Here is a 26,523-nt window from a genome sequence, read left to right as displayed (position 1 = left end):
GGATGCGCCTCAGGATCAAACCCGGACCCCCGCACAACGATCTCATCGCCCTCATACACCGTCGCACCCGACGCCAACGCCTTCCCATCAACCGTCGACACCGCAAGCTTCGGCGCCCACACCTGGGCAGGTGCCGCAGGGGTGGAGAAAGTGAACGGGTCCGTGGCCTGGCCCGAATACCGCGAGATCCCGCTGGGAGCAAGGGAAGGAGCGAACGTGCCGTTTGCTCCGGTCCAGGTGATCTTCCCGTCCGCCGTAGCCGGGGTCCCGACCGCGGGAATCGTAGCAACGATAATGCGCGCGACCGAGCTCGCACCCGCGGTGTCCGCGGTGCTGCTCTCCGCGGACACCGTCGCGGAGCCGTCGCCGTGAACGTCAACGCGCGGGTTCTGGAGCGCGATCGAGAAGCCGTGGGCCGTGCTCGTCCAGAGCACTCCGCCCGTGTAGGCGATCGTGCCGGTCCCGGCCACCGGATCGAACGTCGAGGCCGTGGACTCGGGGAAACGCGTGGTGCCGTCTGCGTTCAGGGTCGCGCCGCCGAACGGGGTCTGCGTGCCCGATGCCCAGTCGGACAGGTAGGTGCGCCAGCTCGCTTTGAAGCCCCAGTTCAGATTTCCACCCGAGTTGCGAATGTTCTCGAGCGATGCGGGGGCCGATGTTGCGATCGCCGGGGCCTTCGGCTCGCTCGGCTGCTCCGCCGCGGGCTTCTGGGGTGCACTCGGAGGCGACGCCTCGCCCGCCGGCTTGGTTGCGGGGGCCGGCGGCAGAGCGCCCTCGTTCGGAGCGCCTGGCTGGGACTTGGTCTCGGTGCTGCCCACGCCCGCTGAAGCACTGCCCGCCTGATCCCCCGTCGGTGCCGCTTCGTCCCCGCTGGCCACCACTGCCGGGCCCTGAGGAAGCTCCTCTGCCGACGCCGCAGGGATGCCCGAGGCCATGCCGCCGAGCACGAGCGTCGCGGTGATCAGTACGGATAATGCGCCTCGGAGTGTCCGGGCTTCAGCCATGGTGATTCATCCTTTGAGCCTGCGCGCTTCGGCGCTGTGCAGCACTCAATTGAGCCGAGTGAAATGGCCGATCAACGCTGAGAGGGTGACGGTTCTCCGTCCGTTCATAAGTCTGATGTTTTTCATCTGATGATGCAAGTCACGGTGTTTCTTTCGCCTCTGCAGGCGTTCGGAAGGCCTCACTGTTCTGCTGAGTGCGCGCCGTTTCTGCCCGTGGGAGCTCCGGAGGCAACTGGCGCTGAACGCGCACTCAGCGCACGTGGATCGCAGTGAGGCATTGCTATGTGCCCCAAATGGAATACTCCGGCAGTTCCGTGGCGAGTGACACCGAACGGGTCGTTTCGTCGCAACGCAAGAGCGTCACGGATCCTGGTCCATTTGCCCCAGAACCCGTGACGCTCTCAGCGCTCAGCGGGACTTACGCCTCTCGCTCGGTCCTGCTGCGGCGGCGGATGACGAGCGCGCCTCCACCGAGCGCGAGCAGGATTCCGGCCGCGAGAAGCGCTGACGTGAGCTCTTCGCCGCCGGTCTTCACGAGCCCCTTCTTCGCTTCTGCAGCGGGCACGCCGGGCTTCGCGTCAGCCTTGGGCGCCACGGTGACGGCCTCGGACTTCGGATCCGGCTTCGCCTCGGGCTTTGCCTCGGGCTTTGCCTCGGGCTTCGACGCGGGGGCCGGAGCAGGCTTCACCTCAGGCTTCACCTCGGGCTTCACCTCAGGCTTCACCTCGGGCTTCACCTCGGGCTTCACCTCAGGCTTCACCTCGGGCTTCACCTCAGGCTTCACCTCAGGCTTCGGAGCCGGTGCCGGTGCCGGAGCCGGAGCCGGGGCAGGCGCCGGAGCCGGAGCAGGAGCCGGAGCCGGGGCAGGCGCCGGAGCCGGAGCAGGTGCCGGGGCGGGCGCCGGAGCCGGAGCGGGCGCCGGAGCCGGGGCAGGCGCCGGAGCCGGGGCGGGAGCAGGAGCCGGAGCAGGTGCCGGAGCGGGCTCAGGCTTCACCTCAGGCGCAGGCGCAGGCGCAGGTGCGGGCTCGGGCTTCACCTCGGGCTTCTCAGGCACGGCGGGTGCCGCAGCCTTGTCTACGACGAAGGGCGCTTCGAGCGACTTCGCACCCGCGGTGAAGACAACCTTGTGGTCGCCCACTGCGAAGTCGCTGGGCACCTTCCACGTGACGCGAGCGACGCCTTCGGCATCCGCGATAACCTCGCCGACGGAGGTCGGCTCAGAGTGCACAGAAACCGCGACCTTCTCGTGCTTTCCGAACGGGCCGGCAACGAACGTCACTTCCTTACCCTGCTCCGCCTGGGTAGCAGGCTTACCCGCGACCTCGACTCGAGCCGCGGCCTTCGCCGCGTCCCACTCCCATGCAACCTGGAGCGGGGACGCCGGCTTGCTCGCGTCACCCTGCGCGCCAGAGTCGTAGTAGAACGAGCGGATATCCTTCGGCACCAGGTGCACGAACGGATTGGCCCAGGCTCCGCTGCGGCCCTCGCTCCAGCTGCCCGCCGCGGCTCCCTTCGCGTAGTCGAAGGCGACCGAATCGTTGATCTTGGCCGCCCCGAAGTCGGGAGCCTTGCCACCGATCACCTTTGCGACGACGACAGACTTCGATGCCGTCGGCGTGAGCGTTCCGGAACCGACGCTCACCTTGCCGGACCAGCTCCCCGTTCCCTGTCGATCGACCGCGAGCACAGGGTTCTCGATCTCGACCCAGTAGCCGTGCTCTGCCTGCGCGGATCGGTAGGCTTCCACGCGCATCTTGCCGGTGAAGGCGATGGAGGTGCAGTTGTCCGCCACCGTTGCCGTGCCGCCGGACAGGACGAAGTCCTTGTCATCGACCGCGATGTTCCCCTCGGCGACCTTCGCCCACTGGTAGCCGGACCCCACGTGCGCCGGGGAGTTCGAGTAGTCGCTCCACGCCCACTTCGCCGTGACGCCGGAGTACTCGCGCGTCGGCGTGAAGGGCTGGCAGGGCGCGGGAACGTCGGGGCTGACCACGCCGAAGCTCTTGGCCTTCTGGGAAACGCTCGCGCCGTACGCACCGGTGGGCACGTAGTTCGCGCCGAACACGTGTCCGCCGGCGTCAAGGGACTTCGTGCGGAGCACGGCCTCGCCTCCTGCGACCTCGACGGGCTTGCCCAGCTGGCGGTCTCCATCGGTGAACTGCACGGCCCCCGTCGCGCTCGCTGGCTCGACCTTCGCGGTGAGGACGACTTCCTCGCCGGTCAGTACCGGCGAGGCGGGGCTGACCTCGAGTGTCGTCTTCGTGTCGACGATCTTGGCGGGCACCGGAAGCGTGAAGCTGACCGGGTCCATGCTTTCGCCGGCCTTGTAGTGCCCCTCGAACACCTTCTGGCCGGCTTCGGTGAGCGTCGTCTTCGCCTGGGTGAACTGCTGCTTTCCGTCCGAAAGGACCGGAGCGGGAAGTTCGACCTTCGCGATTTCCACCCCCGCCTTATTGATGGCTTCACCGATTGCTTCGTCATCTTCGCTCAGCTGACGGCCTGCCACGTCCATCTTGAGGGTGGCCGTGGTCTTCCCGGAGAGTACCAGGTGGAGGTTCGTGAACTTGAGGTCCATCGCGTAGTTGGTCGTGTCCTGGGCGTCCTTCTTCGGGTGCGCCTTGAAATGCACACCGTTCGCTGCGCCGAAGCCGATATCGCCCGTCATGGTGTTGGGGTCGAAATTGCCCGAGCCCGCGGGCCACTGATAGGGACCGGCGATGACTTCCTGTTCGACACCGCCCAGCGTCTCGATCGAGGCGCCCCGCGAGACGAGGTTGCTGACGTACCGCTGCAGCGAGGCTCTGATACCCCAGCTCATGTCGACGCCCGATACGGTCTGCTCGACCGCCTGTGCGGTGGCCGGCAGGCTGATCACCCCACCCAACATCACGACACTCGCGGTTGCGAGGCTTATTGCGCGGCTCAATCGCCGCCGGATCCGCGGCACTCCCGGTGCCGCTTCGTATGGATGTGCCATATGACTCTATTCCTCTGCAGATAGAATCAGCGTGGCCGGAAAGCCTCGCTGTTTTCGAATGCGCTCACGCGCGTACGGCTCGCGGATCCGGCCGGGTGCGGGCGTGCTTCTTGGAGGGAGAGCGTCCGCACCACCACTGCAGCCCAAGGGCCGCACAGGAGCAACGAGTTCGCGGCGGACTCCGCACCGCCGGGCATTCTGTTACTGCTCGGCTCGCGAAGGCAACCGAGGCTCAACCTAATTCACATCTGATGAATCGGCCAGGGCGTTTGTGCCACTCGCCGTGGCTCATACTCCTTTCGCCTCATTTGTCGTGGCGCCAGCGCGGATCGATCCTGTCGCACCGGGGTGCCACGGGGATACACTGGCCACGGCAGTCAACCCCCGGGAGCGAACCATGAGCACCGAGCACCACAGCGGCGAATACCCGATCCAGCGCAGCGAGGATGAGTGGCGGCAGCGCCTCTCGCCGGAGGAGTACGCAATCCTCAGACAGGCCGCCACCGAGCGGGCCGGCACCGGCGAGCTCCTCGACGAGGAGCGAGACGGCCTGTACCGCTGCCGCGCGTGCGGAAACGAGCTCTTCGTCGCCGGCACCAAGTTCGATTCCGGCTGCGGCTGGCCGAGTTTCTACGAGAGCGTCCGGCCCGAGGCGGTGGAACTCATCGAGGACCGCAGCCTCGGGATGGTGCGCACCGAGGTCCGCTGCGCACGCTGCGGCTCCCACCTCGGGCACGTGTTCCCCGATGGTTTCGGCACCCCGACCGGAGATCGCTACTGCATGAATTCGCTCGCCCTGAGCTTCGACCCCGGCGCAGCCCCTGAGGCGTCATGAGCCAGAAACCCCCGGTCCAGGCCGCTGTCGAGGCGCGTCGCTCCTATTCCAAGGTCACCGACGAGGCACCCGGACAAGCCGAGCTCGAGCGCATGATCGCCTCGCTGGTCTCCCTTCCGGATCACTCGGGACTCCGCCCCTGGCGCTTCATCGCGCTCCGCGGCGCGGCGCGCGACCGTCTCGGCCACGGCCTGGCCGCCGCCGCGAAGACCGATCCCGAGAAGTACGTTTCCAAGGCGAGGCGCGCACCGCTCGTCATCGCGATCGTGGTCAGCCCGCGCCCGAGCGACAAGGTGCCCCTCTGGGAGCAGGAGGCGGTTGCGAGCGGGGCCGCCCACACGCTGGCCCTGCTGCTCCACGAAGCCGGTTGGGGCGTGATCTGGCGCACGGGCGAGCTCACGCGCAAGAAAGCCGTCCGCAAAGCGCTCGGTATCAAGAAGCCCGAGTACCTGCTCGGCTGGCTCTACGTCGGAGGAATCCCGCCGCGCAACAAGACGCCGAAACCCCGGAAGCCGCTCCAGGTGGAGCGGCACCTCACGACGCTCGTGAGCGGCCCGGAAGCGCGGCGATAACCACCGCGAGCAAGGCAATCAAGGCGCCGATGATCATGCCTTGCGAGAGACCGCCCGCGAGCGGGAGCCCCGCTTCGAACGCGACGGCCGCGATGAGCTGACCCGCAACGTTCGACATGCTCAACAGCAGCACCCCCGCGGCGCGCACGAGCATCGCGGCAACGGCGATGAAGACCGTGCCGACGAGTCCGCCCAGGTAGTACACGGGCGAGGTCGGCCACGTGGTCGGCCATCCCTCGATCGCCACCGAACCGGCCGCGATCACGAGCAATAGCGCGGCCCCGACGATGAAGTTGATGAGCGTCGAGGTGATCGCGCTCTGCGCTGAGGCGCGGACGAGACCGTTCACCATCGATTGCCCCGCAACAGCGACTCCGACGAGCACCGGGAACACCACGAGCGCGGTGGCCCGGCCGGCACCGGAGCCGAGCCCGGCGGCGAGCACCACGGCAACGATCGCGAGCGCGGTTCCCGCGACACGCGTGAGCGTCGGATCGATCCTGCCGCCAGGCCCCAGGCCCACGCGATCGAGCACGAGCCCACCGAGCACCTGCCCGGCCACGATTCCGACGGTGAAGAGCGCGAGACCGGTGAGCGGAGCGACGAGCCCCTGGCAGAGGACGAAGAAGGCACCGCCCGCACCCCCGAGCAGCGTCCACACCGGCAGCCTGCCAGCGCGAATGTCGGCACGCACCGAACGGAGGCCGGTGCGTGCTCGCCGGGAGCAGAGCGTCACCGCGATCATGATCACCAGCCCGATCGAGAAGGAGAGCGCGGCCGCGACGAACCCGTTGCCGAGCTGTTGGCTCAGACCTCCGTTGATGCGAGACTGCACGCCCACGAGAACGCCGGCCAGGCCGGACCCGAGGAGCGCAGCCCAGACCGGGATTCCGCGTCGCGCCATTCGTTCGCCCTTCCGTCTCACCGCACGGCCCCAACGCCGGAGGCCCGCACGATCACTCGCGCGGGCCTCCGCGTGTTGCCAGAGCCGCCTGTCGGACTCGAACCGACCACCTGCGCTTTACAAGGGCGCTGCTCTACCAGATGAGCTAAGGCGGCGAAGCGGGACGGCCGAGGCCGCCCCGAGAAGTCTACTGGGACTTCTTCGTATCTCCGGCGCCCTGCTCGGCACCGGCCTTCTGCTCGATCTCGCCCTTGACCTTGAGGAGGTAGGCCTCGAGGTCGCCGTCGCGGTTGGACACCCACTGCTGACCGTTCACGATGACGGTGGGGGTGCTGCGGAGACGCTGCGGCTCGCCCGCCTTCTGCAGCTCGCCCGTCGTGGGGTCGCCGACGACCTGAGCGTCCTTTGCGAGACCCTTGATCCCGACCTCGCTCACCGACTTGTAGTTCGCGGCGATAAAGCTGCCGAAGCGGACATCCTTCACGCACTGCTTCAGCTCGGTGTTGACGTCGGCTCCCGCCTTCTTCGCAACGTCGAGGAGCTGATCGTCCGTGAGACCAGGCGTGTTCTCCTGCGGCTGCTCCTCCTTGCTGAGCAGGAGGTTATGCAGCTTGAACGCAACGTCCGGCTGCTCCTCGACCACGCAGGCGAACATGTTGCCCGCTCGCGTCGAGTACTTCGTCCCGAGCGAGGAGGAGTCGAGGAAGTTCAGCGGGTACACCTGGAGATTCACGTCACCGGATCCCACGTAGTTCTCCAGCATGGTGCCGTACTGCTGCTCGAAGGCGCCGCAGGCGGGGCACATGTAGTCGACGTAGACCGTGACGTCCAGGGGAAGCTTCTCGCGGTCCGTCGAGACCGCCTTCCGCTGACCATCCGCCTTGAGCGCCGGGCCCTCCACGACCTTGAGATCCTTGGTGAACACGACTCCGCCGGACGCCATGTTCTTCGGGCCGGGACCGGCAGGTTTCATGGTCTGCGTGAGCACGAGACCGATGATCGCGAGGATCGCGAGCACACCGAGGACGATCCCGCCCTGGATGAAGAGGCGGTTCCGCTTCTCCCGCTTCTTCTCCTGTTCACGGGCGATGCGGGCCTGTTCGCGGGCCTGGTTGCGTCGTTCGTTCTTCGAGGGTCGACTGCCGGTCTCGTTTGCCATGAATGCTCTCCGTGTTCAGGGCCGCTTCGCGGCACCCGGTGATTCGTGGGGGTGGTGCACTACTTCTTCTTGTTGGCGCGACGCTCGGCGCGGTTCGCCGGGGCATCGTCCGCGGGGACCGCCTGGCCGAACGCTCCACGCTGCTGCGGCTCGGCCGGAGCCTGCTGGGCGTCGCGGCGCTCCTGCGCACGCGCCGCCTTCGCGGTCCGCGCCGAGGCGCCCTGCTGAGCCTGTGCGGGCGCGCCGCTGAGCGCGGGGGCGCCGTCCTCGTCGGGGGCGCTGTAGCTGAGCTTCGTGGTGTCCGGCGCGTCCTGATCCTCCAGGCCGCCGCCCTCGAGGTGCACGTGGTCCTGCGGGCCCTCGGCCGGACGAACCTTCACCTCGAGGTTGTAGAGGAGGCCCATGGACTCCTCCTTGATCTGGCCCATCATGCCCTCGAACATGCTGAAGCCCTCGCGCTGGTACTCGATGAGCGGATCGCGCTGGGCCATGGCGCGCAGGCCGATGCCCTCCTTGAGGTACTCCATCTCGTAGAGGTGATCGCGCCAGCGGCGGTCGATCGTTGCAAGAACGACGCGGCGCTCGAGCTCGCGCATCGCCTCGGAACCGAGCGCGGATTCGCGCTTCTCATAGGCGACCTTGGCGTCGGACATGATCTCGCGGCGCAGGAACGCCTTGTCCACGCGCTTGGAGCCGGCCTCGGCGAGCAGCTCGTCAACCGTGATGTCGATCGGGTAGACCTGGCGGAGGTCGCTCCAGAGCGCGTCGAAATCCCACTCGCCATCGGAACCGTGCGAGTCGAGGATCGCGTCGATCGTCTGCTCGCGGAACGCGTCGATCCGCGGCTCGATCTCCTCGCCGTCAAGAATCTGCTGACGGTCGCCGTAGATGGCCTTGCGCTGGCGATCGAGAACGTCATCGTACTTGAGGACGTTCTTCCGGATCTCCGCGTTGCGCTGCTCGACCTGGCTCTGCGCGCTCTGGATGGCGCGGCTCACCACCTTCGACTCGATCGCGAGATCGTCGGGGAAGCTGTCGCGGTTCATGAGCGCGGCGGCGGCCCCCGAGTTGAAGAGGCGCATCAGATCGTCGGCGAGCGACAGGTAGAAGCGGCTCTCGCCGGGGTCGCCCTGACGGCCGGAGCGGCCGCGGAGCTGGTTGTCGATGCGGCGCGACTCGTGCCGCTCCGTGCCGAGCACGTAGAGTCCCCCGGCTGCGACGACCTTCTCGGCTTCGGCGCCGACGGTCTCCTTGACCGCTGCGAACACGTCATCCCACTCGGCCTCGTACTCGTCAGGCGTCTCCGTGGTCGACAGGCCGCGCGCTGCCATCTCCTGCACCGCGAGGAACTCAGCGTTGCCGCCGAGCATGATGTCGGTACCGCGGCCGGCCATGTTCGTGGCGACGGTGACGGCACCGAGGCGGCCAGCCTGAGCGATGATCGCGGCCTCGCGAGCGTGGTTCTTCGCGTTCAGCACCTCGTGGCGGACGCCCGCCTTCGCGAGGAGGCGCGAGAGGTACTCGCTCTTCTCGACGCTCGTGGTGCCGACGAGGACCGGCTGGCCCTTCTCGTGGCGCGCCGCGATGTCGCGGACGACCTCGGCGAACTTCGATTCCTCGTTCTTGTAGACGAGGTCGGGCTGATCCTTGCGCTGCATCGGCTTGTTCGTGGGGATGGGGACCACACCGAGCTTGTAGGTCGACATGAACTCGCCGGCCTCGGTCTCGGCCGTGCCCGTCATGCCGGAGAGCTTCTCGTAGAGGCGGAAGTAGTTCTGCAGCGTGACGGTGGCGAGCATCTGGTTCTCGGCCTTGACCTGCACGCCTTCTTTCGCCTCGATGGCCTGGTGCATGCCCTCGTTGTATCGGCGGCCGGCGAGGATACGACCGGTGTGCTCGTCGACGATGAGCACCTCGCCGTTCAGCACGACGTAGTCCTTGTCCCGCGTGAACAGGGCGTTCGCCTTGATCGAGTTGTTCAGGAACGAGATCAGCGGGGTGTTGACCGACTCGTAGAGATTCGTGATGCCGAGGTGGTCCTCGACCTTCTCGATACCCGGCTCCAGGACGCCGATGGTGCGCTTCTTCTCGTCGACCTCGTAGTCGACGCCCGGCTCGAGCTTGCGCGCCACGCGGGCGAACTCGGCGAACCAGCGGTTCGCCTCGCCCGAGGACGGACCCGAGATGATGAGCGGGGTGCGCGCCTCGTCGATGAGGATCGAGTCGACCTCGTCGATGATCGCGAAGAAGTGGCCGCGCTGCACGCGCTCCGAGGCCTCGGACGCCATGTTGTCGCGGAGATAGTCGAAGCCGAACTCGTTGTTCGTGCCGTACGTGATGTCGGCGTTGTACTGCTCGCGCCGCTCGGTCGGATCCTGACCGGAGACGATGCAGCCGGTGGTCATGCCGAGGGCGCGGAACACGCGGCCCATCAGCTCCGACTGGTAGCTCGCGAGGAAGTCGTTGACCGTGACGATGTGCACGCCCTTGCCCGCGAGCGCGTTGAGGTACGCGGGCAGCGTGGCGACGAGGGTCTTGCCCTCACCGGTCTTCATCTCGGAGATATTGCCGAGGTGCAGGTTGGCGCCGCCCATGACCTGGACGTCGAACGGGCGCAGGCCGATCGTTCGCTTCGCCGCTTCGCGGACCGCGGCAAACGCCTCGGGCATGAGGTCGTCGAGGGACTCGCCCTTCGCGAGCCGCGCGCGGAACTCGTCCGTCTCCGCCCGCAGCTCCTCATCGCTGAGCTCGGAAAACGAGTCTTCGAGCTCGCCGACGAGCTTCGCCTGTCGCTCAAGCTTCTTCAGGGTGCGCCCTTCGCCGACGCGAAGGAGCTTCTCGAGAACTGTCGCCACGTTGTCTCTCCTGTAGGGTTCTGCACGGTGACCGGGCTATTGAGCCGGGTTGCCGGCGTTGCCAAATTGTGACAACTCCTCAGCTTAGCAAGGCCGGGACATGATCCTGCTGGGGAGAAGCCCAAGAGCGACGCGGATTCCTGAAACAACCCGGAGGCGAGCGAGTGCACGAGCGAAATGGCGAAGTGCTCGTCATCATGCCCACCTATAACGAGGCGGAAACACTCGAAACCGTGCTCCGGGGCGTCCGGCGGGCGGCCCCGCACGCCGACATCCTGGTCATCGACGACGGCAGCCCAGACGGCACCGGCGCGATCGCGGATCGAGCGGCCTCAGAAGATTCCCAGATCACGGTGCACCATCGCGCGGGCAAGCTCGGGCTCGGCACGGCGTATCGGCACGGCTTCCAGCACGCGCTGGCCCACGGCTACTCCACGGCGGTCGAAATGGACTCCGATGGATCCCACCTCCCCGAGCAGCTGCCCGATCTCATCTCGGCGGTCGCCTCAGGTTCGGACCTCGCGGTGGGGACCCGCTGGATCCCCGGTGGCGAGATCGTGAACTGGCCCTGGTACCGGCGGCTGATTTCCCGGACCGGGACCGGCGTCGCGCGCGTCGCGCTGCGCTCACGACTCCGCGATCTCACGAGCGGCTACCGCGCGCTCTCGGCCGACGCCCTGCGCGAGCTGGATCTCGACCGGCTCGATTCCCAGGGCTACGGCTTCCAGGTTGAGACGGCGTGGCTCCTCGAGCGCGCGGGTCTCCCGATCGCGGAGGTGCCGATCACCTTCGTCGAGCGCGCAGGTGGCAGTTCCAAGATGTCGCCGGGGATCGTGCTGGAGGCGCTGCGGAACGTGATCCGCTGGGGCTTCGAGATCCGGTTCGGCCGCTTGTCGGGAAGAGGCTCGCGAGTCTGAGCGCGAATGACAGCGGGGCGGGCCATCGCTGACCCGCCCCGCTGCTTCGTTCGACCGGCAGAACCGGTCACATCTCGCGCGCTACGCCTCCGAGAGGGTGATCACGCCGTAGTTCCAGCCCTTGCGGCGGTAGACGACGCTGGGCCTTCCGGATTCGTGCTCCACGAAGAGGAAGAAATCGTGGCCGACGAGCTCCATGAGATCGACGGCGTCCTCGACCGAGAGCCGTTCCTCCGGGAACTCCTTCGATCGGATGACCACCGGGGTGTACTGGGCATCGCCCTCGGCGAGCTCCTCCGGGGCCTCCCCCGCTGCGACCTTCTCGAGCACCTCGAGCGGTGCGGGGGTGACATCGACCATGTCGAAGTCGTTGGAGGCGGCGTCGCCGAGCGACGTCCGGCCGCGGCCGCGGCGATCCTTGCGACGATCCTTCATGCGCCGGATCCGCTCGAGCACGCGAGCGTACGCCATGTCGAAGGCCGAGTACTTGTCCCCTCCCTCGGATTCCGCTCGGATCACGGGCCCCGGTCCGATCAGAGTGATCTCGACGAGGTCCCCGGACTTGGGACTGCGATCACTCTTGCGGGAAACCCGCACCTCGAACGCCTGAGCTCTGGGGAGCAGACCCGCAATCTTCTCGGACTTCGATTCGACATAGTTCTCGAATCGGTCCGTGATTCCGACGTTCTTGCCGCGGATGTTCACTTCCATGGTGACCTCCAGAGGACTCGGGCGGGTGCGCCTGATTGGCGCGCCGTCACGCCTTTCTCGAACTTTACTCCACCCCGCGATTGGGTTTCCACTCGAAACGCGCCTCGCTTTCCCCACCTCATCTGGGACGCTGTTCCGGGACTGCGCACAGCACTGCGATCGCGGCGACGTGCGCTCCTGCGGCCTCGACCGCACGCGCCGCGGCGTTCGAGGTGGCCCCCGTGGTGCGCACATCGTCGACGATGATCACGCTCCTCCCCCGAAGCACGCCGCCGCGGCCGTGCCGGACCGCGATGAGCGCGGCGTTCTTCTCGCGCTCGGCCCTGGAGAGCCCCCGCTGCGGGACGCGCCCACGGGTCACCCTGAGCGCGTCGACCCTGAGCGCCGGGAGACGCACCGCGCGCAGGGCGGAGCGCAGCAGCAGGCGCACGGGATGGCATCCTCGCTGTCTGGCGTGCGCCGCGCGCGAGGGCACCGTGACGATGACCGGCGCGTGAGGTCCGCGGCAGTGCTGAGCTGCGGCGAGGAGGGACGGACCGAGGGAGGCACCGAGCTCGCCGGCGAGTCGGGTACGGCCCCCGTATTTCAGCGCGAGCAGCGCGCCGCGGAGCGCCCCGGAATACGATCCGGCCGCGTAGCAGGGCGGCTCAGCACCGGGAAGCGCGAGCGGCCGCTCCCCCGCGAGGCGCAGCTCGGCCCTGCAGCTCACGCAGAGCTCCCGGTCGGGGAAGCCGCACCCGACGCACGCTCCCGGCCAGAGGATCGCGGCGAGGTCGGCACCGACCTCGCGAAGGGCACGCGCGGCCGCCGACCGCGGACGGGCCCGCTGCCGGATCGCCGCATCGCTTCGCCTGGGGTGGGGTGAGCCTCGTGACATGGCTCCATGCTGGTGCGGCGCCGCGGCTCGCGGAGTCCTGCGGCGAGAACTGTGGAGAATCGCGGGAGCAGTGGCGACGTGTCGATCTGTGCACGACGATCGCCAATGTGACCGCGCCCACAAAATTCCTGATCAGCCCCGTTTCGCAAGCAATTGCACGTCGCCCTTGACCCGCTGCCAACCGCTCGCCTGCGGCGCGAACAGTCCACCACCCTCACCGAGCACCCTGATCTGAGCCGAGCTTCCACCCCCGGAGATCCGCGAGCCGCCGGGCACGGACCCCTGCTCGGTCGGGAACGTGCCGAGCCCGCCGCGGGTCACCTTCGTCGCCGTATCGGCCCGGGACAGGACGGCGAAGCGCATCGTTCCCACCCAGTCGAAATCGACGGGACGGCCCTTCGCCCACAGCAGCGCGTCCGCCTCGGCCGAGGTCCTGAGCGGCTGGCCGGTCTTCTCACGCACGATGCCGCCGACGAGGATCTCGCTCCCGCCGTCATCCTCGACGAGCGCCGCAAGCCGGCTCCCGTCCGGGGAGACGCGGAGCGCGACGGTGCGCCGCCCGGTGAGCCACGGCACGGCGATCGAGGCCGGGGTCCCATCGGGCGCCGTCACCCTGACCGTGCGGCCGGCGTCCACCGTGGTGGTCCAGGCGTAGCCGAGCAGATCATAGCTCGGCGACAGCAGGCCCGGCCGATTATCGATCAGGTCCGTTCCCTCCTCTCGCACGAGGCTGACGCCGTGCGCACCGAGCACGAGCGCGCGCTTCTCGTCGTGAGAGAGCGAGATCGATCTCGCGTCCAGCGCCGGAATCGTGTCCAGCGGTTCGGGGAGCTTCTTGAATTGCCCCGTGACCAGGTTCCCGAGTTCCTTATTGACGACGACGGCCGGATTCGAGATGTCGACCGACGCCAGGAGCTCACCCCCCGGGTTCACGGAGGTCTCGCGGACGGCGGTTCCCTCGGCGAGCAAGTCGAAGCCGTTCACGGCGCGCACGGCCTGCAGGCTCGCCTTGAGCTGCTGACGCATCTCGGAGGCAGCGGCCGGGCCGGCAGAGAGCATCGCCCCGCTGAGGTCGATCTGCGCGCGCCCGTCGACGATCGGCACGGTTCCGCTCGCGAGCTCGGTACCCGCGGGGAAGCCCGTGCGAGCGGACTCGCGCAACCGCTCGCTCGGCCCCTCGATCAGGGCGTTCACGATCTCGGTGGCCGTCGAGGCGCGGATCAGATACCACCGCGATTCCGGCACGAGAACCTTGCCAGGGCCGATGAAATAGAGCTGATGCTGCGACCAGATCGTCTGGAACATCGCCGTGTCGAGTACGATCCCGCTCGGGGCGGAAGAGATGCGCCACTCCGAGCCGATCTTCTCGAACTCGAAGCGCAGCTCGGTCTTGCTGCCCGGTTCGACGGGGAGCATCAGGCCCTGGGCGTCGACCTTCGCGGTCGCCGAGACCGACAGCGCTCCCGATCGATCGCCCTCGGAGTGGTACGGACGGCTGCCGTTGTCCACGAGCACCCCGTAGTCCGGATCCCACTGTTCCGCGTACGCCGGCGTGAGGTACTCGCGCGCGATCGCGTAGTCATCGGCGGGGGCGCTTCCCGCCTGCAGGAAGCCGGCGACGAGATCCGCTTGACTCGCGCCGGTGATCGGGCGCTGCGGATTGAACTGGATGTACTGCTCGGCCTGCTCGAGGTCCGGGAGCCCGTTCTGCACCGGCCCTGCGGAGGGGATCGTCGAGCAGCCCGTCAGGGCGAGCCCGGCGAGCACCGCGGTCGCGATCATCCGACGCCAGCGGGATCTGGTCCTCATCGGCGCCCCTCCTTCCGGATCCTGCGGCCCGGCCTGCGCAGCCAGCCGCCAGTTGCCTTCGGATCTCCCCCGGCGTCAACGTCCTCGGGGATCAGCGGCAGCGGAGACATGTAGCTCGTGACCCCATCGGTACGGGGCAGCGTGAGACGAAACACGGTTCCCACCCCGATGCGGGACCAGGCCTCGATCGTTCCGCCGTGCACCGCAGCGTCCTCCTGGGCGATCGCGAGGCCGAGGCCCGTGCCGCCGAGCGTGCGCTTCCGCGAGGGATCGGCGCGCCAGAAACGGTCGAACACGTGCTCGACGTCCGCCGCGGCCATGCCGATGCCCCAGTCGCGCACCGTGAGCGCGACCGCCGAGGCGTTCGAATCGAGCGCAACGACGATCGGCTTCCCCTCGCCGTGCTCGATCGCGTTTCCCACGAGGTTCGACACGATTCGCCTGATCCGACGGGCATCCACCTCGACGGGCACGTAGCCGCCCATCGCCCGCACCTCGATCACGCCCGCGCTCAGCGGCTGCAGCGACCCCACGACCTCGTTCGCGAGCGCCACGAGGTTCGTCGGCTCAGTCTCGAGAGTCACCCGCCCGGCGTCGTACCTCGAGATCTCCAGCAGGTCGGTGAGCAGCGACTCGAAACGCTCGACCTGGCCATTGAGCACCTCCACTGCGCGCTGATTGACCGGCCCGAGATCGCCCGCCGATCCCTGCAGCACCTCGCTCGCGAGGCGGATCGTCGTGAGCGGCGTTCGGAGCTCGTGCGAGACGTCGGATACAAAGCGCTGCTGCATCTCGGAGAGCGTGTCGAGCTCGGTGATCCGCGCCTGGAGAGTGTCCGCCATGTCGTTGAAGCCGTCCGAGAGCACATCGAAGTGCTCATCGTTCATGCGGGGCATCCGAGCATCGCTCTCGCCCGCCGTGATCTTCCGGCTCGTGTCGGCCGCGGCGCGGATCGGCCGGAACGCGAACCGGGACATCACCCAGACGAGGATTCCGATGAACGCCATCATCGCCGCAGCGGTGATCAACAGCGTGCGCTGCACGAAATTCAGGGTCGACTGGGTGTCCGACAGGTCGTACCCAATGAACAAGTCATAGGTACCGGCTCCCGCGGGGAAGGTGAGGCTCGAGGCGACGACGATGCCCGGCGATGACTTCCCAGTGTCGTCGGTGAGCGTGACGGCCTGCCAGTGCTGCGGCGCATCGCCCCTCGCGACGGCGGACGCCAGATCGGCGCTCACGGCCTCGCGCAGCTTCATGTCGGTCGTCGACGGCGGCGGCGCCTCCGCGAACGCCGGCTGCCCCGGTTGCCTGCGCAGGTAGACCATCTGGCTCGACGAGCTGTCCTGCACCGTGCGCCGCACCGTGACCGCGAGATTCGAAAGCCCTCCGCGGTCGACCGCGTCGGACGCGTCGATCTGCCGCTGTGCCGCGAGCGTTGCGCGCGCCGAGTCCTGCAGCGCCTGGTCCTTGCGGGAGGAGTAGAGGTCGCCGCCAACGCTCGACAGAATGAACAGCCCCGCGACGAGAACCATGAAACCCGTGATGAGACCAGTGATCGTCATCGTGCGGAACATCAGCGACCGGCGCCACCGGCTCCGGTACGGGCCGAGCACCGGCTGCGTCGCTCGCAACCAGTGCAGCCGCAGTCGCCTGAGCGCGGTCAGGATCCGCGAACGCCCCCGTCGAGCGGACATGGGCTAGCCCGTGGGCGTACCGGCGCGATAGCCGACGCCGCGCACGGTGGTGACGATCGTCGGCCGATCCGGATCGATCTCGATCTTGGCGCGCAGCCGCTGCACGTGCACGTTCACGAGTCGCGTGTCCGCCTTGTACTGATAGCCCCACACCTTCTCGAGCAGCACCTCGCGGGTGAACACCTGCTGCGGCTTCTGGGCGAGCAGGGTGAGCAGGTCGAACTCCAGCGGGGTGAGGGCGATCACCTGGTCGCCGCGGCGGACCTCGTGTGCGGCGACGTCGATCGTGAGGTCGCCGACCCGCAGCGACTCGTTGACCTCCTGCTGGGGCTCGCGCAGGCGGGCGCGAATGCGCGCGATGAGCTCCGCGGGGTTGAAGGGCTTGACCACGTAGTCGTCGGCGCCGGCCTCGAGGCCGCGCACCACGTCACGCGTGTCGGTGCGAGCCGTCAGCATGATGATCGGCACGCCCGATTCGGCGCGGATCCGCTCGCACACCTCCACGCCGTCCAGGCCGGGGAGCATGACGTCGAGGAGCACGAGGTCGGGACGCATCTCGCGGAAGCGTTCGAGCGCTTCGGCACCATCGGCCGAGGTCTCCGTGGCGAAACCCTCGCCCTGGAGCACCATCCCCAGCATTTCGGCCAGGGCCCTGTCGTCGTCCACCACCAGGATGCTTGCGCTCATGCCCCCATTATGTCGGGAACGGCGGGGAAACTCCGGCATGCGAGGTTCCGCGCCGTGGCGAACGCTGTCTGCGATACTGGACGCGAAATAAATCCCTAGCAGACAGCAATTGAAAGTGAGCTGACATGACTGGAACCGTACGCAAAGCGGTGACCGAAGCCCTCGCTACCTTCCTCTTCGTATTCGGCATCATCGCAGCGGTGAACGCCGAGGTGAATGCCGCGGCCGCGATCGGCTTCATGCTCATGGTCCTCGTGTACGCGACCGGCCACATCTCCGGCGGCCACCTCAACCCTGCGGTTTCGCTCGCCATCCTCATCCGCGGCGCGATGTCCGTCACCGAGTTCTTCGCCTATGTGGTCGCGCAGTGCGTCGGCGGCGTGATCGGCGCCGTGCTCTCGATGGCGATCTTCCAGCGCCCGGTTCCCGGCGATCCGATCAACATCGGCCCCTCGTTCCTCGTCGAGGCGTTCTTCACCTTCGTCCTCGTGTTCGTCGTCCTCAACGTCGCCACCTCGAAGGATCACCCGAACAACTCGTTCTACGGCCTCGCGATCGGCGCAACCGTCTTCGTCGGCGCGACCACGGTCGGCGGTATCTCCGGCGGCGGCTTCAACCCGGCCGTGGCCCTCGGCCTCGCCGTCAGCGGCCAGTTCGCCTGGAGCAGCATGTGGCTCTACATTCTCGCCCCGCTCGTCGGCGCAGTGCTCGCCGCGCTCGTGTTCCGCTTCCTCAGCCCGAACGATCACGTGAAGGCAGAGGCCTGATCACAGCGCCCTGATCGACGGCCCCGGCGGAGTATCCGCCGGGGCCGTCGCCGTTCCTGGATCCGGCGGGCGGACAGCGCACTCAGTAGTGGTCGAAACGGCCGGGGAGCAGCTCCCACGGCTCGCGCTGCAGGTACTCGCACACGGCGAGATAGACGCAGTGCTCAACGAAGTAGCGACGGTGCTCGTCGTCGTTCACGTGGAGCCCGCGCGCCCGCTGGATCGGCATTCGATACAGCATGATCGAGCGCGTGGAGCGATCCACTGAGTAGAGCATCGGGAGACGGCTCTCGCCCTCTTCCACCGGCGCGGTGCGGAAGCTGATCCGGACGCCCCGGAGTTCGTCGGGGAAGTGCGACTGCAGCACCTGGACGGCGCCGCGCGCGTACACGTCGAACCGCGACACCCTGCCGTCGGGATCGGGGAGCGTCGGCCCCGCGAGGGAGGAGCGGACCGGGCGCCGCCCGTGGCGCCTGGTGACGCGTGAGGAGGCGCGCGCAGCGCGTCGACGACCGAACATGCCAGCCATTCTACGCGCGGGAGCCCCGCAGGCCCGATCCACGCGCTCCGCGGTCCGAGCGCCGGTGCGGATCCGCTCGGACGACGAGCGCCCCGATCAGCGGTTGTAGACCGTGAGCGTTCCGTCTCGCGGATCGAGCGGCAGCACGGGATAGCCCGCGAGATCTCCGTTCGACAGGACGCGGACGCCCGCGTGGATCGACCGGTCCGAGGTGACGAGCGCCGCCGGTGGAGCCGACACCTCCGTCGCGGATCCGGGGTTCAGCCGGACCTCCGTGGTCTTCGCCTTCTCCTTCGCGTCGGCGATCCTGACGGTCGCGGACTCTTCCCCGGGGTTCACGAGGACGAGCTTGCCGCCGTCAACGATCGGAACCGCCGTCGCGGCGTCCGGCAGGATCTCCGGTGCGGGGACGAACCACTCGTTGTCGTGATCGTCGTCGTGCTGGACCGAGCCCTGCACCGCCGCAACGATCGGGAGATTCGAATCGATCACCACGGCGTTCGCCCCGGCGGGCCAGTGCTTGATCGTCAGCTCGGCGACCCCGCCGGCGAGGAGCGAGAGCTCTCCGACGTCGGTGCTCCGGCCGGCCTCGTCGAGCGCGCGCACCTTCGCTTTCCCGATGTCACCGCTCGGAGCGATCGCGCGGACGATCACCGGGAACTGGTCGCCCTCCCCCGCATCGCTCGGGCCGGCCTTCCGGTTGCTCTGGTTCGCGACACCAGGGATGACCAGGTGCTTTTCCGGCTCGCCCTGACGCGTGACGCTCGACACCGCGAACGGGTTGATCCCCGAGACCTGGCCGACCCCGAGACTCGCCGTGACCGGGGCACCCGAGCTCGACACGCGAACCGCGATTCGATCCCGCTCCGGCGCGTACCCGTTCAGGGAGATGATCTGCTGGGTCCCCGGCGCGAGGATCACGCCTGCGGTCTTGATCGCCGCGACCGGGCCCTCGCCGTCGTACAGGCTGATCTTGACCGTGGCCGTGACCGTTCCCGGGTTGCCGAGGGAGAGCGTGGTTGCGGAACCGACCGCGGTGCTTCCGCCGATGAGCCACTGCTCATTGCGCGGCTCGGCGCAGGCGCTCGCCGTGGAACCGCGCAGGTTCTCGGTCTTCACGCTCTGAATCTGGGCCGCGCCGAGGGTCTCGTGGGCGTCCGCACGGAGCACGGTCGGATCGCCGCCACCGCTCGGGCGCGTGAGCTTCGAGGCCTCCCCCGTTCCCGAGACCGCGACCGTGGCGAAGCCCTGCGGGACGGCGGTGCTGGGGTGCTCCGGATCGGCGCCGAGTTCGGCGAAGGATCCCGCGCACGCGAGGGTCCGCTGCGCCTTCTGGGTCGTATCGACCGTGACGGCGGCCGGTTTCGTGCTGACCTCGGGAAGCTTCACGGTTCCCAGCAGCGTGACGGCCGCCGCGGCAGCCCCGATGACGACGAGGCCCGTGACGGCCCGCGCGCCTCCGCGCAGCAGCCGGTTGTTGTCGCTCATCGCTCGTCCTTCCGCTGCTCGTCGTTCTCGTCGGTGTCCACGGAGTCCGCGGCGTTTGCCTCATCCGCTGCGTTCGGGGCGCGGCTGGCGTCGGCCGCATCCGCAGCCGCGGCGTCGTCACCGTCCGCAATCGATGCCGCATCCGCATCCGCATCCGCAGCCGCACCCGCATCCGAGCTCGGCTCAGAATCGGGGGCGGCCATGGTCTCGGGGTGCTCGACGGGCTCGGCGTGCTCGGTCACGACGTGCGCGTTCTCAACGTGCTCGGTCTCGGCCGGTGCATCGGTCGCGGGTGCCGCAATCGCGGGTTCCTCGCCCACGGCCTCGGCGGAGGCGTGCGCCTCGCCTTCCGTGCGGGCATCGTCGGCGAATTCGGTATCGCCTGTCTCCGCGTGGGGCGCGATCACGGTGCCGCCAGCTGCCGCTTCCTCGGCCCCGGCGATCTCGCGCTCATCGCGTTCAGCAGGCTCGTCGTGCTCCGCGAGTTCGCGACCATCAACCGCGACGGGGGCGACGACGGTCGTCTCCGGGGCGCGACCGCCGCGGCGCTTCGAGGGCTTCCTCCTGCGCTCGGGGCGGTACGTGACCTCACCGGTCGGCAGCGCGAGCAGCAGCACGCCGAAGAGGACGACGAGCTGGATGATCCAGATGGTCGTGCCGGGAAGCGTGGTGCCGAACAGCTTCTCGTTCGCGTCGCCGGGCGCGGGCGTCGCGCCCTTCGGCTCCCCGACGCGCCAGAGCAGGCCCTGCTCGGTGATGCCGGTGCTCACGAGCGCCTGCTGCTGATCGAAGATCTTCTGCAGGACGGCACGCTCCGATGCGTCGCCGCCGGTGGTCAGGAGGACGAAGCCGATCCGCTCCTCCGCGAGCTCCGCGGTGATGTCGGCGCCGCCGGCGCTCGCGAGTCCACCGACGAGCTTTGCGGTGACGCGGTCGGCGTCGGACACGCGCTGCGTCTCGGCGGCGGTGCGCATCTGGTCGAGGCGGAGGCCGGTGCCCGTGACGACGTGCGCGCGCACGCTGTGCGAGCCGTCGGCGTCGATCACGATGGTGCGCAGGCCCGGATCGTTCTCGCCTGCGGCCTGCACAAGTGCGGGCATCTGCGAGTACCCGGGGCTGAACGGGGTGTCGTTGGTGATGAGGCGGGCGCCGAGCGGCGCGATCGCGACGAGCGCGGTGACGAGGCCCACCGCGACGATCGGCCCGGCCGCTCGGCGGAGGACCCCTGCGCCGGTTGCGGCAAGGCCGAGGATCGCGATCCAGTACAGCGCGAGCCCGGATCCGGTCCAGATGCTCACGCTCTGCGAACCGATCGCTGCGAGCTGCAGCTGCGCTGCCGCGACCGCGGTGATCATGCCGAGCCCGCCGAGCAGCGCGAGCAGCATGGTGCGGCCCACGCGACCGGTGAACAGGCCGAGGAGGGCGAGCAGGGCGATCGGAAGCATGAGCACGCCGACGAGCAGCGTCGCCGGCGGGCCGCCGAGGCCGATCCCCTCGAGGATGCCAGCCCAGCCTTCAAGGCCGAAGGTCGGGAAGCCCAGCAGCAGGTGCCAGTTCGTGCCCGGCTCGAAGACCGAGACGATCCCCGGATCCATGAAGAGTTCAAGAGGCTGCTTCGAGGTCAGCGCCGCGAACGCCTTCGGGGCGAAGAGCACGGCCGGCACGAGTGCCGTCGTGAGCACGCGCGCAATGCCCCGGATCGTGGTGAAGAGCCCGACCACGAGGACCACGATCGCTGCCGGGATCAGGATCGGGGCCGAGGCGAGCGCCACCGCGGCGAGCAGCGAGGCCGTGCCGGCCCAGCTCCAGGACTCGCGGCAGCGCGAACCGGCGAGGAGCAGCCACGGCAGCACCACGGCGAGCACGAGCGTGGGAAGTCGGCCAGCGTCGATCGAGCCGAGCAGCACCGGGCTGAGCGCGAATCCGATGCCGAGCAGCGCGCGACCGGCGCGCGACTCCGTCAGCTGCGCCGCCCAGATCCATCCGCCGAGCGCCGCGAGCGGGATCGCCAGGATCATGAACAGCACCACCGCGTGCGACGGATTCCAGAACGTCAGGGTGCCGAGCAGCGCGAGCACCCACGTGAACGGATCAGCGGGAACGCCGTCGAGGGTCCTCGTGTTCCACCACAGCTCGCCGATCGGGCTCAGCGGGGCGAGCCCGCCTCCCGTGAGGCTCGTCTGCGGGAGCGCCCACCAGGTCAGCGCGATCGCGGCGACGACGGCCCCGATGAGGGTTGCGAGTCCGCCAGACGAGATGAAATGCAGTTCCCGCCGTTGCATGCCGTTCGAGGCAAGGATCGCCTCGCGGTCGATCATTCTCGCGGTGCGGACGGCCTTCGGATCGACCCTCAGCTGCCGGATCGACGACCATCCGGCGGTGTTGTTCTGCCTGATCCTGCGACGAGACGCGATGAGCGCATGCGGCTTGAAGAATACAGCGAAGGCCGACACGAACTCGCCCAGCATCTGGCCGGGCTGCTCGCGGATGAGGGCCCACAGGACGCGTGCGATCGCGTACAGCGGAAGCCCGAGCCACTCGAAGAACGCGACGAGCGCTGGAGCGTAGGCGATCCGCCGGTGGAGGTGCGAGGTGCGGGCTTGCCGGTGCGCGGCTCGCATGACGGAGCGGCGGCGGTCGATGCGCGGCCCTGCGACGCCGCTCTGGGCGAAACGGACACGCGAGGTCGGCGCGACCTCCACGCGGTAGCCGGCGAGGCGGGCGCGCACGGAGAAGTCGAGTCCGTCGTCGTAGACGGGAAGCGCGGGATCGAATCCGCCGAGCTGGTCCCATACGTCGCGGCGAACGAGCATGCCGACCGGGCCGACGCCCAAGACGTCCTGGAGGTGGTCGTACTGCTGCTGGTCGAGTTCCTGGCGGCGAAGCAGCCAGCGCGCGCCGTACCGGGTGAGACTCTGGCCGAGCTCGATGATGCGCTCGGGATGATCCCAGTCGACGAGTTTCGGTCCAGCGACCGCGACGGAGGGCGCCTTCTGCACCGCTCTCAGGATGCGCTCGAGCGCCTCGGGCTCCGGGCACGCGTCCTCGGGGAGGAGCCACAGCCACTCGTCGGTGCCGCTCGTGGGTTCGGGGATGGCCTGCACGCCCTGCGCGACGGCGCGGCCGAAGGAGACCCTGTTGGTGATGCCGACGACGCGGTCGGCGCCGCTCGAGAGCAGCTGCTCACCGACGCTCTCGGAACCGCCGTTATTCACCGCGACGATCGTGGCGGGCGCGACGGACTGCGCCGAGATCCCGGCGATGGTCTGTTCGAGCCACTCGCCACCGCGCTCGGCGACCAGAATGGCAGTTACTCTTGTGCGCATCGCCGCTCAGTCTAGGACCGGAACGCGCGGCAGCGGCTGTGCCGTGCGGCGAGGCGCGCAGATGCGCGTGTTACATGGCCTCCCGGCGGAGCTTTCGGCGCTCACGCTCGGAGAGTCCGCCCCAGATCCCGAAGCGTTCGTCGTTCTGAAGTGCGTAATCGAGGCATTCGGAACGGACCTCGCAGCCCTCGCAGATCTTCTTCGCCTCGCGCGTCGAGCCGCCCTTTTCGGGGAAGAAGGCCTCGGGGTCCGTCTGCGCGCACAGCGCGTCAGCCTGCCACGAAAGCGCCTCGTCTTCCTCCTTGCGCACCCCGGGGACACCGAGGAACACGGGATCGACGAACCAGTTACCGGGGACTGGAGTCATCGGTGAATCGTTCACGTAGTGCTCCTCTCCTCGCAGTCGATGTGCCGCGGGGCCGCGGCGATACCTCACAATTACACCGTTGTGATTCGTTCAAGTCAAGCCGGGAAGTGTAAACCCTCAAGTGCAACTTGAGGCTCTTTGACACGCCAGCGTGTTGGAATCGCGATCTCGGGGACGCGGTACATTCAGCGAGTTATGGCTTTCCCATTGGCGACACGCCGCACGCCTCACCCCCAGATGACGAGCATCCGGTAGGTCATCACCGCCGCGGAAAAATGTACGACGGCCAGCACGAGATTCGCCCAGCGGGTCCGGTCCATGAGCGCCCAGAAGCCAGCTCCGAACGGCAGAATTGCCGCGACGATCAGGTACATCCAGAACTCGAGCGGGTCTCCGCGCGACGGATTCCCGACGAGCGGCTGCACGATGCCGATGACGATCTGCACCAGAAGGAGCACGCCGACGAGCAGCGTCGCACCCATGGTCCAGTCATCCGGACCGCGTTTCCTGAGCGCCCACACGAGGCAGAGCACGGCGCTCGCCAGTGCGATGGCGATGAGCGCGATGGCGTACCAGGTGATCATTTACTGCCCCCATCGGGAGTGGGGAAGTTGGTCACGACCCGCGTGCGCCCCTTCCGCACCTCGATCAGGCCGATCAACGCGCCCCCAGGAGCGATCGCCGCAACGAGTGGGGCATCGGCCACGCGATCGGGAGCGACCTCGAAGCGCTTGCCGTGACCGAGATCGATCGTCTCGCCGGCCGTCAGCTCGAGGACCGGGAAGAGCTCTGAAGCGACACTGGCCGGTTCGAGGAGCACACCCGCGCGGCCCTCCGCGAGCTCGCTGTTGGGCGTGGCCGCCGACACGTCGAACGGGCCCACCCGGGTGCGTCGCAGCGCGGTGAGATGGCCGCCGACGCCGAGCGCGGCCCCGAGGTCCCGCGCCAGCGCACGAATATAGGTGCCGGACGAGCAGACGATAACCGCGTCGAGATCGAGAACCGGCGCACCGTCCGCCTCGCTCGCCGCCCGCGGCTCCCCCGCCGCGAACTCGTGCACGGTGACCGGACGCTTCGGAAGCTCGACGTCCTCGCCGCCCCGCACCCGGTCGTAGGCGCGCCTGCCATCCACCTTGATCGCGCTCACGGCGCTCGGGGCCTGTTCGATCGGGCCGGTGAGCTGCGCAATCCCCGCCGCGATTCTCCCGGGATCGGCCGCGAGCGCGGCAATCGCGGCGGGGTCCGCCGCGCTGATCCGATCGCCCTCGCGATCATCAGTGACCGTCGCGGTGCCGAGCCGGATCGTCGCCTCGTACGTCTTGTCGAGCCCGACGAGATGGGTCAGCAGGCGCGTCGCCGGGCCGGCCCCGAGCACGAGCAGGCCCGTGGCCATGGGATCGAGGGTTCCCGCGTGGCCCACCTTCCGCGTTCCGAGCGCGCGACGGGCCTTCGCGACGACGTCGTGGCTCGTCCAGCCGTCGGACTTGTCCACGAGCAGAATGCCGCCTTGCGGCGGGAGCGGGGCGGGGTCGATCGTCACCGCACCAGCCTAGCCGCGTCCACTGACTCCGAACTCCCTAGACTGGTGCGATGCGCGCAGCGGAGATCTCGGGGCCGATCATCGCCTGGTACACCTCGTCGGCGAGGGAGCTGCCCTGGCGCGAACCCGGCGTGAGCGCGTGGGCGATCCTCGTGTCGGAATTCATGCTGCAGCAGACGCAGGTCGACCGCGTCCTCCCCCGCTGGCAGGCCTGGCTGGAGCGCTGGCCCACCCCGCAGGCGCTCGCGGGCGAGGAACCCGGCGAGGCGGTGCGCGCGTGGGACCGGCTCGGCTACCCGCGCCGTGCCCTGTGGCTGCATCGCGCCGCGGTCGAGATCACCGAGCGGCACGGCGGGATCGTGCCCGCCGAGGTCGAGGACCTGCTGGCGCTGACCGGGATCGGGCCGTACACGGCGCGCGCGGTCGCCGCCTTCGCGTACGGCGAGCGGCACCCCGTCGTCGACACGAACACGCGGCGCGTGATCGCCCGCGCCGTTCACGGTCGAGCCGCGGCCGGAATACCTGCGCAGGCCGATCTCGCCGACATGTCCGCCCTCCTCCCGGGAGATCCCGCGGATGCCGCGCTCTTCAACGCCGGCGCGATGGAACTCGGCGCCGTCGTCTGCACCGCTCGCGCGCCGCGCTGCGGAGAATGCCCGATCGCGGACCTGTGCGAGTGGCGGGGCGCGGGCTATCCCGACAATGCTCCCGAGAAGCGACTGAGGCAGGCGCGCTTCGAAGGCAGCGACCGCCAGGCGCGCGGCAGAGTGCTCGCGCTGCTCCGTCGGGCGACGGGCCCGGTGGCGCGCACCGAGGCGATCACCGCGGCGGCCGACGATCCTGCGCAGGCGCAGCGGGCCGTCGATTCACTGCTCGCCGATGGCCTGCTGGTTCTCGACGGTCCCGGGCCCGATCGGCTCAGGCTTCCCTGATCGCCCCGCGCGGAAAGCGCAGCTGAGGCGCCCGGCGGGCACGGCTCGCGCGGACGGATCGGGGAGCCTCACCGGCGAACGCCGAGACGGGCCGTCCCTCGATCGGAGGCGAGCTAGGCCTCCTCGTCCTCGCGCGGCTTCACGTAGGGATCCGCCTCACCAGCGAACTTCGCGCCTGCGGCGAGCGCCGCGGACTCCTCGTCGCGGCGGCGGGCCTCGGCCAGGAGGTCGTTCATGTGCTGCGCGGACTCCGGCAGTTCATCGTGGATGAACTCGAGGGTCGGCGTGAGGCGAGTGCCGAGCTGCTTCCCCACCTCGCTGCGCAGCATCCCCGTGGCGGCCTTCAGCGCGGCGGCCGTGTCGGTCTGCTCCTGCTCGTCTCCGTAAACGGTGTAAAAGACGCTTGCGTGCTGCAGATCGCCCGTCACCCGGACGTCGGTGATCGTGACGAAGCCGAGGCGCGGGTCCCGCAGCCCCTTCTCGAGACGTCGCGCGATGATCTGCTGGATGCGCTCTGCCACCTTGCCGGCACGTGGATTGCTCATGGCGTCGATTGTAGCGTTCGCAGCCGCCTTCCGA

Annotated in this window: 22 protein-coding genes and 1 tRNA gene; 5 read left to right on the top strand and 18 right to left on the bottom strand. The window is 68.7% G+C overall.

The genetic code is table 11. The features are described 5' to 3' along the window. Together JD292_RS10060 and JD292_RS10055 are read right to left on the bottom strand one after the other, a co-directional pair. A partial coding sequence (locus tag JD292_RS10060) for an HtaA domain-containing protein (RefSeq protein ID WP_200132606.1) occupies window positions 1-1,004 on the bottom strand: 1,004 nt, incomplete at its 3' end. 418 nt (window positions 1,005-1,422) lie between these two features. Further along, window positions 1,423-3,981 (bottom strand): HtaA domain-containing protein, encoded by a 2,559-nt coding sequence (locus JD292_RS10055; RefSeq protein WP_200132605.1) that lies wholly within the window; start codon window positions 3,979-3,981, stop codon window positions 1,423-1,425. Between the two features lie 397 nt (window positions 3,982-4,378). On the opposite strand from JD292_RS10055, the gene msrB reads away from it, so the two are divergent. Both msrB and JD292_RS10045 read left to right on the top strand, forming a co-directional pair. Further along, window positions 4,379-4,816, top strand: a complete 438-nt coding sequence (gene msrB, locus JD292_RS10050; protein ID WP_200132604.1) for a peptide-methionine (R)-S-oxide reductase MsrB — start codon at window positions 4,379-4,381, stop codon at window positions 4,814-4,816. Beyond that, on the top strand, window positions 4,813-5,388 hold the full coding sequence (locus tag JD292_RS10045; RefSeq protein WP_200132603.1) for a nitroreductase family protein: 576 nt from the start codon (window positions 4,813-4,815) through the stop codon (window positions 5,386-5,388). Before msrB ends, JD292_RS10045 begins: the two co-directional genes overlap by 4 nt. Here the strand turns inward: JD292_RS10045 and JD292_RS10040 are convergent. The 4 genes from JD292_RS10040 to secA form a co-directional block, all read right to left on the bottom strand. Further along, window positions 5,351-6,292 (bottom strand): DMT family transporter, encoded by a 942-nt coding sequence (locus JD292_RS10040; RefSeq protein WP_200132602.1) that lies wholly within the window; start codon window positions 6,290-6,292, stop codon window positions 5,351-5,353. The two genes, JD292_RS10045 and JD292_RS10040, sit on opposite strands and share 38 nt — an antisense overlap. Window positions 6,293-6,374: 82 nt before the next feature. Continuing rightward, window positions 6,375-6,447, bottom strand: a tRNA-Thr gene (locus JD292_RS10035). 32 nt (window positions 6,448-6,479) lie between these two features. Continuing rightward, window positions 6,480-7,451, bottom strand: a complete 972-nt coding sequence (locus JD292_RS10030) for a DsbA family protein (protein ID WP_200132601.1) — start codon at window positions 7,449-7,451, stop codon at window positions 6,480-6,482. Window positions 7,452-7,510: 59 nt separating this feature from the next. Next, on the bottom strand, window positions 7,511-10,306 hold the full coding sequence (secA, locus tag JD292_RS10025) for a preprotein translocase subunit SecA (protein ID WP_200132600.1): 2,796 nt from the start codon (window positions 10,304-10,306) through the stop codon (window positions 7,511-7,513). A 164-nt stretch (window positions 10,307-10,470) separates the two neighbouring features. Here secA and JD292_RS10020 point away from each other — a divergent pair, with 164 nt between their 5' ends. Next, on the top strand, window positions 10,471-11,223 hold the full coding sequence (locus JD292_RS10020) for a polyprenol monophosphomannose synthase (protein WP_369411228.1): 753 nt from the start codon (window positions 10,471-10,473) through the stop codon (window positions 11,221-11,223). Between the two features lie 81 nt (window positions 11,224-11,304). Here the strand turns inward: JD292_RS10020 and hpf are convergent, their stop codons facing one another. The 5 genes from hpf to mtrA all read right to left on the bottom strand — a co-directional run bounded on the left by hpf (window position 11,305) and on the right by mtrA (window position 17,004). Further along, window positions 11,305-11,934 carry a ribosome hibernation-promoting factor, HPF/YfiA family gene (gene hpf / locus JD292_RS10015; protein WP_200132599.1) on the bottom strand — a complete coding sequence of 210 codons (630 nt, stop codon included), beginning with the start codon at window positions 11,932-11,934 and terminating at the stop codon, window positions 11,305-11,307. 118 nt (window positions 11,935-12,052) lie between these two features. Next, window positions 12,053-12,811, bottom strand: a complete 759-nt coding sequence (locus JD292_RS10010) for a ComF family protein (protein ID WP_200132598.1) — start codon at window positions 12,809-12,811, stop codon at window positions 12,053-12,055. Between the two features lie 132 nt (window positions 12,812-12,943). Further along, window positions 12,944-14,620: an LpqB family beta-propeller domain-containing protein gene (locus JD292_RS10005; RefSeq protein ID WP_200132597.1), complete on the bottom strand. Its 1,677-nt coding sequence runs from the start codon at window positions 14,618-14,620 to the stop codon at window positions 12,944-12,946. Then, entirely contained in the window at window positions 14,617-16,317 is a 1,701-nt protein-coding gene (gene mtrB, locus JD292_RS10000) for an MtrAB system histidine kinase MtrB (protein ID WP_200132596.1), read from the bottom strand. Before mtrB ends, JD292_RS10005 begins: the two co-directional genes overlap by 4 nt. 3 nt (window positions 16,318-16,320) lie before the next feature. Beyond that, the gene (gene mtrA, locus JD292_RS09995; RefSeq protein WP_200132595.1) at window positions 16,321-17,004 is read right to left on the bottom strand and encodes an MtrAB system response regulator MtrA; all 684 of its coding nucleotides are present in this window, start codon (window positions 17,002-17,004) and stop codon (window positions 16,321-16,323) included. A gap of 125 nt (window positions 17,005-17,129) precedes the next feature. On the opposite strand from mtrA, the gene JD292_RS09990 reads away from it, so the two are divergent. Further along, entirely contained in the window at window positions 17,130-17,771 is a 642-nt protein-coding gene (locus JD292_RS09990; RefSeq protein WP_200132594.1) for an MIP/aquaporin family protein, read from the top strand. Window positions 17,772-17,853: 82 nt separating this feature from the next. On the opposite strand, the gene JD292_RS09985 is transcribed toward JD292_RS09990, so the two are convergent. The 6 genes from JD292_RS09985 to truB form a co-directional block, all read right to left on the bottom strand. After that, window positions 17,854-18,291, bottom strand: a complete 438-nt coding sequence (locus JD292_RS09985; protein WP_200132593.1) for a hypothetical protein — start codon at window positions 18,289-18,291, stop codon at window positions 17,854-17,856. Between the two features lie 96 nt (window positions 18,292-18,387). Next, window positions 18,388-19,779, bottom strand: a complete 1,392-nt coding sequence (locus JD292_RS09980; RefSeq protein ID WP_200132592.1) for a DUF5719 family protein — start codon at window positions 19,777-19,779, stop codon at window positions 18,388-18,390. Continuing rightward, window positions 19,776-23,105, bottom strand: a complete 3,330-nt coding sequence (locus JD292_RS09975; protein WP_200132591.1) for a glycosyltransferase — start codon at window positions 23,103-23,105, stop codon at window positions 19,776-19,778. Before JD292_RS09975 ends, JD292_RS09980 begins: the two co-directional genes overlap by 4 nt. A 70-nt stretch (window positions 23,106-23,175) precedes the next feature. Continuing rightward, window positions 23,176-23,472 (bottom strand): WhiB family transcriptional regulator, encoded by a 297-nt coding sequence (locus JD292_RS09970; protein WP_200132626.1) that lies wholly within the window; start codon window positions 23,470-23,472, stop codon window positions 23,176-23,178. 227 nt (window positions 23,473-23,699) lie between these two features. Next, window positions 23,700-24,056 carry a hypothetical protein gene (locus JD292_RS09965; RefSeq protein WP_200132590.1) on the bottom strand — a complete coding sequence of 119 codons (357 nt, stop codon included), beginning with the start codon at window positions 24,054-24,056 and terminating at the stop codon, window positions 23,700-23,702. Beyond that, on the bottom strand, window positions 24,053-25,012 hold the full coding sequence (gene truB / locus JD292_RS09960; RefSeq protein ID WP_200132589.1) for a tRNA pseudouridine(55) synthase TruB: 960 nt from the start codon (window positions 25,010-25,012) through the stop codon (window positions 24,053-24,055). Before truB ends, JD292_RS09965 begins: the two co-directional genes overlap by 4 nt. Before the next feature lie 50 nt (window positions 25,013-25,062). On the opposite strand from truB, the gene JD292_RS09955 reads away from it, so the two are divergent. Further along, window positions 25,063-25,944: an iron-sulfur binding domain-containing protein gene (locus JD292_RS09955; protein ID WP_200132588.1), complete on the top strand. Its 882-nt coding sequence runs from the start codon at window positions 25,063-25,065 to the stop codon at window positions 25,942-25,944. Window positions 25,945-26,057: 113 nt separating this feature from the next. On the opposite strand, the gene rbfA is transcribed toward JD292_RS09955, so the two are convergent. Beyond that, window positions 26,058-26,489, bottom strand: coding sequence for a 30S ribosome-binding factor RbfA (gene rbfA / locus JD292_RS09950; RefSeq protein WP_200132587.1), 432 nt, complete (start codon window positions 26,487-26,489; stop codon window positions 26,058-26,060). Between the last annotated feature and the right edge of the window lie 34 nt (window positions 26,490-26,523).

Source organism: Leucobacter edaphi, assembly GCF_016522535.1.
Taxonomy (GTDB): Bacteria; Actinomycetota; Actinomycetes; order Actinomycetales; family Microbacteriaceae; genus Leucobacter; species Leucobacter edaphi.
Note: the sequence above shows the minus strand (reverse complement) of the source record. Positions and strands in the feature narration are given on the sequence as shown.